The organism is Streptomyces alkaliterrae, from assembly GCF_007097205.2.
Taxonomy (GTDB): domain Bacteria; phylum Actinomycetota; class Actinomycetes; order Streptomycetales; family Streptomycetaceae; genus Streptomyces; species Streptomyces alkaliterrae.
This window is the reverse complement of record NZ_VJYK02000024.1, coordinates 20,660-29,701: the sequence shown is the minus strand read 5'-3', so window position 1 is coordinate 29,701 and position 9,042 is coordinate 20,660. Positions and strand designations below refer to the sequence as shown.

9 protein-coding genes are annotated in these 9,042 nt (G+C 74.0%); 1 reads left to right on the top strand and 8 read right to left on the bottom strand.

Features of this window, described 5'->3' with window-relative positions:
* Positions 1-295: 295 nt before the first annotated feature.
* On the top strand, positions 296-1,009 hold the full coding sequence (locus FNX44_RS04140) for a GntR family transcriptional regulator (RefSeq protein WP_143646551.1): 714 nt from the start codon (positions 296-298) through the stop codon (positions 1,007-1,009).
* A 79-nt stretch (positions 1,010-1,088) separates the two neighbouring features.
* Here FNX44_RS04140 and FNX44_RS04135 read toward each other — a convergent pair whose 3' ends face one another.
* The 8 genes from FNX44_RS04135 to FNX44_RS04100 form a co-directional block, all read right to left on the bottom strand.
* Positions 1,089-2,234 carry an ROK family transcriptional regulator gene (locus FNX44_RS04135; RefSeq protein ID WP_143646550.1) on the bottom strand — a complete coding sequence of 382 codons (1,146 nt, stop codon included), beginning with the start codon at positions 2,232-2,234 and terminating at the stop codon, positions 1,089-1,091.
* Between the two features lie 109 nt (positions 2,235-2,343).
* A complete protein-coding gene (mug, locus tag FNX44_RS04130; protein WP_323369057.1) occupies positions 2,344-2,871 on the bottom strand; it encodes a G/U mismatch-specific DNA glycosylase in 528 nt (175 codons plus the stop codon).
* Between the two features lie 11 nt (positions 2,872-2,882).
* Positions 2,883-4,313: an adenylosuccinate lyase gene (gene purB / locus FNX44_RS04125; protein ID WP_143646549.1), complete on the bottom strand. Its 1,431-nt coding sequence runs from the start codon at positions 4,311-4,313 to the stop codon at positions 2,883-2,885.
* Positions 4,314-4,324: 11 nt separating this feature from the next.
* Complete coding sequence (locus FNX44_RS04120; RefSeq protein WP_143646548.1) at positions 4,325-5,107, bottom strand: SGNH/GDSL hydrolase family protein; 783 nt, start codon at positions 5,105-5,107, stop codon at positions 4,325-4,327.
* Between the two features lie 75 nt (positions 5,108-5,182).
* Positions 5,183-6,229, bottom strand: coding sequence for a hemolysin family protein (locus FNX44_RS04115; protein ID WP_143646547.1), 1,047 nt, complete (start codon positions 6,227-6,229; stop codon positions 5,183-5,185).
* Positions 6,226-7,578, bottom strand: a complete 1,353-nt coding sequence (locus FNX44_RS04110; RefSeq protein ID WP_143646546.1) for a hemolysin family protein — start codon at positions 7,576-7,578, stop codon at positions 6,226-6,228. Before FNX44_RS04110 ends, FNX44_RS04115 begins: the two co-directional genes overlap by 4 nt.
* Positions 7,579-7,821: 243 nt before the next feature.
* Positions 7,822-8,241: a GNAT family N-acetyltransferase gene (locus tag FNX44_RS04105; protein ID WP_143646545.1), complete on the bottom strand. Its 420-nt coding sequence runs from the start codon at positions 8,239-8,241 to the stop codon at positions 7,822-7,824.
* Positions 8,242-8,307: 66 nt separating this feature from the next.
* Entirely contained in the window at positions 8,308-9,030 is a 723-nt protein-coding gene (locus tag FNX44_RS04100) for a YqjF family protein (protein WP_407699103.1), read from the bottom strand.
* Between the last annotated feature and the right edge of the window lie 12 nt (positions 9,031-9,042).

Genomic DNA, 9,042 nt, shown 5'->3' with positions numbered 1-9,042 from the left:
CCCGATACCCCTGCCCCCGCCGGTGACCACCGTGACCCGCCGTGCCATCGTCCGCTCCTCTCCGCGCCGCCCGCCCGTGGCGGGTGCAAACCCCTGCCGAGCCACCGAACCTATCGATCAGGCCCCGGACGGCCGGCGCCACCCCCGCCCATTGGTCTTGACCAAGTACCGGTCGCCTTCTATCGTCACTGCCATACGCAAGGACCTTTAATAAAGAAGCCCACGTAAAGCGGCCCGACAGCCGCGGCCCCGGTGGGGCCGCCGGGCGCGTACACCGGGACAGCGGAGGCGCAGGGTGGGGACGACACAGCTGGAAGCGGCACCGGAGCCGAAGTACTGGCACCTGAAGACAACCCTGACCGAGGCGTTGGACAACGAGTTCGAGGTCGGTCAGATCCTGCCGAACGAGCGCGACCTGGCCGCCCGTTACGGCGTCGCCCGGGCCACTCTGAGGCAGGCGCTGGAGCAACTGGAGCTGGAAGGCCGCCTCCAGCGGCGGCGCGGCATCGGCACCACCGTCGCCCCGCCGCGCGTCGGCGTCGACGTCTCCCCGGCGCACGACCGCTGGCCCGGCGCGCCCGGCGACGACTGGCAGATCGACGGCTCCGAGCGCGTCGAGGTCCCGGCGGCCGTGGCCCGGCTGCTTGGCCGCGCGGTCGGCTGTCCGGCCCACCTGATCCGCCGCACCCGGCGGGCCCACGGCCAGCCCGTCGCCACCGAGGAGCTGTACCTGCCCGCCGCGCCCACTGGTGCGGAGACCGCCCGCGCGGCGCTGGGCGCCCTGCACCGACGTGAACTCCAGGGCCAGGAGCGCACGGTGGAGCTCGGCTCGGCCCGAGCCGAGGACGCCCGCCGCCTGGACCGGCTGCCCGGCTCGCCCGTGCTGCTCGTCACCACCCGCTACCTCGCGGACGACGGCCCCGCTGCCGCCTCGGTGGCGACCTACCGCGCCGACACCTGCCGCCTCACCTTCGGCGACACCGGCGCCATGGAACTGCTGGCAAGCTGAACGAGGACTCGGCCCGGCCGCCACGGCCGGGCCGCACTCGTGCCCGCCGGCCGAACCCCGAGCCCTACGGCGGCGCCGCTCACCGGCCCTCGACGCGGAACAACTGCTCCTCCACGTGGTCCAGCGCCAGCCGCAGTGCGCCCGTGGCCACCGCGGCGTCGCCCAGCATCGACAGCGCCACCCGAGGCGGGCGCAGACAGTACCGCGCGAGTTCCTCCCGCAGCGGCCCCAGCACGCCGTCCAGCCCGGCCGCCCAGCCGCCGACCACCACCAGCTCCGGGTCCAACGCGAGCACCAGGGCGGCGACATCGTGCACCAGGCGCTGGATGAATCGTTCCATCGCCTTGCCCGCCAGGTCGTCGCCCGCCCGGGCGAGCGCGAAGACCTCGGCGACGGCGGCCTCGTCCAGCGGGTGCAGCGGCTCGCCGGTGGTCGACAGCAGCCGCTCGGGGAAGGCCTCCCGGCCCAGCAGATGCAGCGCGCCGATCTCACCGGCCGCTCCGCCGAAACCGCGGTGCAACCGACCGCCGATCAACGAGCCCGCCCCCGGACTCAGTCCGGCCAGCACCATCACCACGTCGTCGCAGCCCGCCGCGACACCCTGCCAACGCTCGGCGACCACGGCCGAGTTGGCGTCGTTCTCCACCAGTACCGGGCAGCGGAACCGGCGGCGCAGCCGCTCGCCGAGCGGCAGCCCCGTCCAACCGGGCAGCGCGGTGCACAGCCGTACGCTGCCGTCGTCCCTGACGATGCCGGGCGTGCCGACGCCGACGGCCCGGAGAGTGGAGCGGGCCACCTCGCTGCGGTCGAGCAGTTCCCCGGTGGTCTCACCGACCAGTTCCAGTCGTTCCTCGGCGCCGGTGTGCTCGGAGGCGGCGCGGTCGGCCGTGCCCAGGCGGCGCCCGGCCAGGTCCGACAGCACCGCCGACACCCGGTGGGGGCCGACCTCCACCCCGAGCAGGTGCCCGGCCTCGGCCCGGAACCGGTAGCGGCGGGCCGGCCTGCCCTGCCGCCTGGTGTCGCCCACCGCGCCCGCGGACTCGGCCGCCAGACCGGCGTCCACCAGCCCCTCCACGATGCCCTCCACCGTGGGGCGGGAGAGCCCGGTGGAGCGCGCCAGGTCGCTGAGGGTCAGGGGCTCCCGCGCACCACGCAGTTCACGCAGCACAACGGCCGCGTTGATCCTGCGCAGCAGCGACGGGTCCCCGCCGATGAGCCTGCCCACCGTTTAGCGCCTCCCTGCCGGCCGGTCGTGGCCGGATCGTATCGGCTGGCCCGCCGGGGGGCGAGTGCCCGCCCGCCGAGTGCCCGCCCGGCGGGTGCCGCCGCGCTCCTCAGCCGGAAGGGTGCTCGGACACCTGCCGCAGCCTGCCGTACTCCTCGGTCAGCGCCGCGAGCGACCAGCCGGCGTTGAGCCCGCTGGGGTTGGGCAGCACCCACACTCCGGTGTCGCCGATCGTCCGGCTCTGCCGCCCGATGGTCGCCTTCGGCTCCCCGAACGCCGTCCGGTAGGCGCCGATTCCCGCCACCGCGAGCCGGCGCGGCCGGTACCGCTCCACGAGCGCGACCAGTCGGCGGCCGCCCTCCCGCAGCTCGTCGCGGGTCAGCTCGGCGGCGCTCGCGCTCGGCCGCGCCACCACGTTGGTGATGCCCAGCCCGTACTCCAGCAGCTCGAACTGCTCGTCCGGCCGCAGTTGCCGGGGGGTCAGCCCGGCCCGGTGCAGCACCGGCCAGAACCGGTTGCCGGGGCGGGCGAAGTGGTGCCCGGTCTCCGCCGACAGCAGCCCGGGATTGATGCCGCAGAACAGCACCCGCAGGTCCTCCGCGACGACGTCGGGCACTTCACCGGCGCCCGACGTCACGACGCCGCCGGTCAGAGGATCGCCCCGGGGGTGTAGCCGGCGGCCTGCGGGTGGCGCTTCACGACCTCCTCGATCCGCGCGACGACCTCGGCCACCTGGCCTGCGGCCGCGCCGGTGAACGACAGCCGGTCCGCCAGCAGCGCGTCCAGCTCGGCGCGGTCCAGCGGCAGCCGCTCGTCGGCGGCGAGCCGGTCCAGAAGCTCGTTGCGCTCGGCGCCCGCGCGCAGCGCGAGCGCCGACGCGACGGCGTGCTCCTTGATCGCCTCGTGCGCGGTCTCCCGGCCGACGCCCGCGCGCACCGACGCCATCAGCACCTTCGTCGTGGCCAGGAACGGCAGGTAGCGGTCGAGCTCCCGCTCGACCACCGCCGGGAAGGCACCGAACTCGTCGAGCACGGTCAGGAAGGTCTCGATCAGCCCGTCCAGCGCGAAGAACGCGTCCGGCAGCGCGACCCGGCGCACCACCGAGCAGGACACGTCGCCCTCGTTCCACTGGTCGCCCGCCAGCTCCCCGGTCATCGAGGCGTAGCCGCGCAGGATCACCGCGAAGCCGTTGACCCGCTCGCAGGACCGGGTGTTCATCTTGTGCGGCATCGCGGACGAGCCGACCTGGCCCTCCTTGAAGCCCTCGGTCACCAGCTCCTGGCCGGCCATCAGCCGGATCGTCTTCGCCAGCGAGGAGGGCGCGGCGGCGAGCTGCACCAGCGCCGTCACCACGTCGTAGTCCAGCGAGCGGGGGTAGACCTGGCCGACCGAGGTGAACGCGTGGCCGAAGCCGAGGTGACCGGCGATCCGCCGCTCCAGCTCGGCCAGCCGCTCCTGGTCGCCGCCGAGCAGGTCGAGCATGTCCTGCGCGGTGCCGACCGGACCCTTGATGCCGCGCAGGGGGTAGCGCTCCAGCAGCTCCTCCACCCGCCGGTGGGCGACCAGCAACTCGTCGGCGGCGGTCGCGAAGCGCTTGCCCAGCGTCGTGGCCTGGGCGGCCACGTTGTGGGAGCGGCCGGCCATCACCAGGGCGGCGTGCTCGGCCGCCAGCCGGCCGAGCCGGCCCAGCAGCGCCACGCTTCGGTCGCGCACCAGCTCGAGCGACAGCCTGATCTGCAACTGCTCGACGTTCTCGGTCAGGTCGCGGGAGGTCATGCCCTTGTGCACGTGCTCGTGCCCGGCCAGCGCGTTGAACTCCTCGATCCGCGCCTTCACGTCGTGCCGGGTGACCTTCTCCCGCTCGGCGATCGATGCCAGGTCGACGTTCTCCAGTACCCGCTCGTAGTCGGCGAGCGCCTGCTCCGGCACGTCGATGCCCAGATCGCGCTGGGCCCGGAGCACGGCCAGCCACAGCCGGCGCTCCAGCACCACCTTGTGCTCGGGGGACCACAGCTGGGCCAGCTCCGCCGAGGCGTAGCGGTTGGCGAGGACGTTCGGAATGCGCGGCTTGTCAGTCACGCCACCGGATTCTACGGGGTGTCCTCGCAGGCCAGCGGCGCCAGGTCGGGCCGCTTGGGGGCGCGTCCGTCGCCGGAGGACCGCCCGGTGAGCCGCCGCCCGATCCACGGCAGCAGATGCTGCCGGGTGAAGCGCAGGTCGGCCCTTCGGCGGCCGGCCCACGCGGTCGGCGGGGCCGGTGGCAGCGGAGTGTCCCAGTCCGCGCGCGCCGGCAGGCCGAGCCGCTGCCACACGGCCTCGGCCACCCGGCGGTGGCCCTCCGCGTTCAGGTGCAGCCGGTCGTCCGCCCACAGCCGGGGGTCGGAGAGGGCGCGCGCCCCGTACAGGTCGACCACCAGCGCGCCGTGCTCGGCGGCCAGCTTGTCGACGAAGTCGAACAGTTCCTCCATGCGGGGGCGGTAGCGCTCCAGCACCGGTCCCTGCCGCCCTGGGCTGCGCATCAGCACCAGCCGTCCGCAGGACGGTGCCAGCCGCCCCACCGCCTCCTCCAGCAGTCCGCACACCCGGCCCATGTCGCAGGACGGCCGCAGTACGTCGTTCAGGCCGCCGACCAGGGTGACGAGGTCGGCGCCCATCGCGGCGGCGACCTCGACCTGCTCGTCCACGATCTGTCCGATGAGCTTGCCCCGCACCGCGAGGTTGGCGTAGCGGAAACCCGGTGTGCGCCCGGCGAGGTCGTCGGCCAGGCGGTCGGCCCAGCCCCGGTAGCCGCCGTTCGGTAGCGCGTCCGACATGCCCTCCGTGAAGGAGTCCCCGAGTGCGACAAAACTGGCGAGGTCAGCTGTGTGATCCATGACCGGGCCATGGTATCCGGTTGCCCCGGTCAACGATCCCCGCCGTGGTGGCCGCCGATCGGCGGCCACCCGCGTTCAGCGTTCCTCGGCCGCGCCCGGGCGCCCGCCGGCGGGGGAGTGGCCCACCAGCTCCCGCAGCACGTCCTCCATCGTCACCAGGCCCGCCGGCTGGCCGTCCGCGCCGATCACCGCCGCCAGATGGGTACCGCTGCGCCGCATCGCGCCCAGCACGTCGTCCAGCGGCGTCTCCGCCCGCACCCGCGCGATCGGCCGCATCGCCGCCACCGGGAACGGTGACGAGCGGGCCTCGGCCTCCAGCGCGTCCTTCACGTGCAGATACCCCACCGCCCGGCCCGAGCCGTCGACGACCGGGAAGCGCGAGTAGCCGGAGCTGGCCGACAGCCGCTCCAACTGCTCGGGGGTCACGCCCATCCGCGCCGCCACCACCCGCGCGCCCGGCCGGACGACCTCCGACACCGGTCGGCGGCCCAGCTCCAGCGCGTCCCGCAGCCGTGCGGTGGCCCGCTCGTCCAGCAGTCCGGCGGCGCGCGAGTCGGCGACCATCCGGGCCAGCTCGTCGTCCGAGAAGACCGACTCCACCCCGCTCTTCGGCTCCACCCGCAGCAGCCTCAGCAGGGTGTTCGCGAACGCGTTCACCGTGAACACCACCGGCCGCAGTGCCCGGGTCAGCGCCGCCAGCACCGGCCCCAGCAGCAGCGCTGCGCGCTCCGGCTCGGCCAGCGCGATGTTCTTCGGCACCATCTCGCCGAACAGCATGTGCAGATACGTCGCCAGCGCGAGCGCCACCACGAAGGAGATCGTGTGGGCCAGCGCCCCGCTGACCCCCACCGCGACGAACGCCGGCTCCAGCAGATGCTCGATCGCCGGCTCCGCCACACCGCCGAGGACCAGCGTGGTGAGCGTGATGCCCAGCTGCGCGGTGGCCATCAGCGCCGACAGGTGCTCCAGCGCCCACAGGGTGCTGCGCGCCCCCCGCTCACCGGCCTCCGCGCGCGGCTCGATCTGACTGCGCCGCACCGAGATCAACGCGAACTCGGCCGCCACGAAGAACGCGTTCAGCAAGATCATCAACGCGCCGACGAACAGTTGGAGGAGGGTCATCGTCCGGGCCCCCCGTCGGCGTCGTCGTCGGCGTCCGCCGGGCTCGAGGGCGGTGCGGTCAGCCGCGCCCGGGAGACCCGGCGGCCCGCGGCGTCGACGACCTCGATCCGCCAGCCGGCCACCTCAAGCGTGTCGCCCTCGACGGGGATGCGCCCCAGCTCGGTGGCGACCAGCCCGGCCAGCGTCTCGTACGGGCCCTCCGGCGCCCGCAGCCCGATCGCCTCCAACTGGTCGGTGCGGGTCGCGCCGTCCGCGTCGAACAGTTCGTGACCTTCCTCGTCCGCGCCCAGTGGCGCCAGATAGGGGGCCTCCTGCGGGTCGTGCTCGTCCCGGACGTCGCCGACGACCTCCTCGACGATGTCCTCCAGGGTCACCACCCCGGCCGTGCCGCCGTACTCGTCGATCACCACGGCCAGACTGCGGGCCTCCGACAGCCGGTCGAGCAGCCGGTCCACGGTCAGCGACTCGGGCACCAGCAGCGGCTCGCGCAGCAGCTCCAGCACGTTCTGCCGGGGGCGCAGCTCGGCGGGCACGGCCAGCACGTCCTTGATGTGCACCACACCGACAACCGTGTCCAGGCTCTCCCGGTACACCGGGAAGCGGGACAGACCGGTCGCCCGCGTCGCGTTGGCCACGTCCTCGGCGCTGGCCTGCACCTCCAGGGCGGTCACCTGGACCCTCGGCGTCATCACGTTCTCCGCCGTCAGCTCCGACAGGTGCAGCGTGCGGACGAAGAGCTCGGCCGAGTCCGCCTCCAGTACGCCCTCGCGTGCCGAGTGCCGGGCCAGGGCCACCAGTTCCTGCGGGGAGCGCGCGGACGCCAGCTCCTCCGTCGGCTCCAGACCCATCCTGCGCACGGTGCGGTTGGCGGTGTTGTTGAGATGGCGGATCAGCGGCCGGAACGCCGTGGCGAACAGCCGCTGCGGGGTGGCGATGCGCCGGGCGACGGGCAGCGGCGAGGAGATCGCCCAGTTCTTCGGCACCAGCTCGCCGACCACCATCAGCACCACCGTGGAGATCAGCACTCCCAGGACCAGCGCCGTCGAGGTGGCCGCCCGCTCCGGCAGACCGAACGCGCCGAGCGGCCCGGACAGCAGGGCCGCGATCGAGGACTCGGCGAGCATGCCGATCAGCAGCCCGGTGACGGTGATGCCCAGCTGCGCGGCCGAGAGCTGGAAGGTGAGCGACCGTACGGCCTTCAGCGCGCTCGCGGCGCCCGGCTGACGTTCCCGTACCGCCTGCTCGAGCGTGCTGCGCTCCACCGTGGTCAGGGAGAACTCCGCGGCGACGAAGACCCCGCAGGCCAATGTCAGCAGCAGCGCCACCGTCAGCAGCACCAGCTCCAGCACGGGGTCACCTCCCCGGTGGCCGGCGGGCCGACGAGGGCGGCGGGTCCGGCGGGGGCGCGGCGACCGGTGTCACATCCGGTCCGGCCGGGCCCGGGGGTGGAGCATGGCGGTGCGGTGGTTCTGGGACTGGGAGGCTCGCCCATGGACGGACGCCGACCCCTTTCGATGTTCCGTGGGACTGTGTTCCCACAGCGTACGGGAGCGCGAGCCGGGGCGCGCCGACGAAGACGGCGCGCCGGGGGCTCACAACGGTTTCACCCAGCGACTCCACCGCGCCTCACGCCGGTAACCGGACGCCTCCCAGGCGCGGTGGGCCGGTGCGTTGTCATCCAGCACCATGGCGTCGCCGCGCCGCCCGCCCAACGCGGCAAAGCGTTTCTCGGCCGCCGCGAGCAGCGCCCGCGCGACACCCCGCCGGCGGTGCGCCGGATGCACGGCCAGCCGGTACAGATGGCAGCGCCAACCGTCGAACCCGGCGATCACCGTCCCCACCAGCTCGCCGTCCCACTCGGCCAGCAACAGCGCCTCGGGGTCCCTGCCGACAAGCCGCGCCACCCCGTCCTGATCGTCGCTGATACTCGTCCCCTCGGCGGCGTCGCGCCAGAACCGCAGCACGGTGTCGATGTCGGAGCGGGTCGCGCAGCGGATGTGTGGATCACTCATGGAAGGAGCCAAGCAGAGCCTCCACCTGCCTGGCGACCGATTTCCACCCCGGCGGGACCGTGACGGTCACCCCGTCGGCCGTCGTGGGAGGCAGGGGCGGAAGACGCCGAGCCGGGCGCAGCCGACGCCGGAGGAGAAGTGCACAACCGGCTCGTCGGACGGTGGGGGCAGACCGGCCGCCACGGTCAGGGTCTCCTCCAGCGTCTCCACCGTCGCCCGACGCAGCGTCCAGGGCTCGTGGTGGACGGGAACCCGCCAGCACACGCCGAGGCGGCGGCTGTACGCCCGCCAGCGCCCGGTCAGCCACACGTCCCGGGCGGACGGCGTGATCGGCGCACCGGGCCGAACCGTCAGCCGATACCAGGGGAAGCCGCCCGACCGAGCCCCTGTGTACCGGACGCGGTCCCCGCCACGGGTGACCTGGAGACGACCCAACCGGTATGGCACCCCCAGCGCCCGCGCCGCCAGCATCGGCCGCCACGTCACCTCGAGCGAGAAGAACCAGAGCCCGTCCCGACCGTCCGGGCCGCGCACATAGGTCCGGAGATTGGTCTCCGGGAACGTCGCGAGCCCCGGCAGCCGGGCCCGCGCACCGGGGCCGCGTGCCCCGGCCATCACAAACGGCGTCAGGCTCACCCAGGCAGCGCCCTCGTACCGCTGCACGGTCAGGCCACGGGGCAGGAGCTCCTGGACCCGCCCGGGAGGGTAGGGCCAGTGCAGGAAGGTCTGGGTCGTCCAGGTGGCCCGCAGCACCGGGAACCGCACCCCCTGCTCCGGTGCGATCGCCACCACGCCGCCCCG

What these genes read in the sequence shown, in the direction of transcription:
- FNX44_RS04120 (WP_143646548.1), bottom strand. Translation starts at nt 5,107, where the DNA reads ATGGATCACACAGCTGACCTCGCCAGTTTTGTCGCACTCGGGGACTCC.
- FNX44_RS04115 (WP_143646547.1), bottom strand. Translation starts at nt 6,229, where the DNA reads ATGACCCTCCTCCAACTGTTCGTCGGCGCGTTGATGATCTTGCTGAAC.
- FNX44_RS04105 (WP_143646545.1), bottom strand. Translation starts at nt 8,241, where the DNA reads ATGAGTGATCCACACATCCGCTGCGCGACCCGCTCCGACATCGACACC.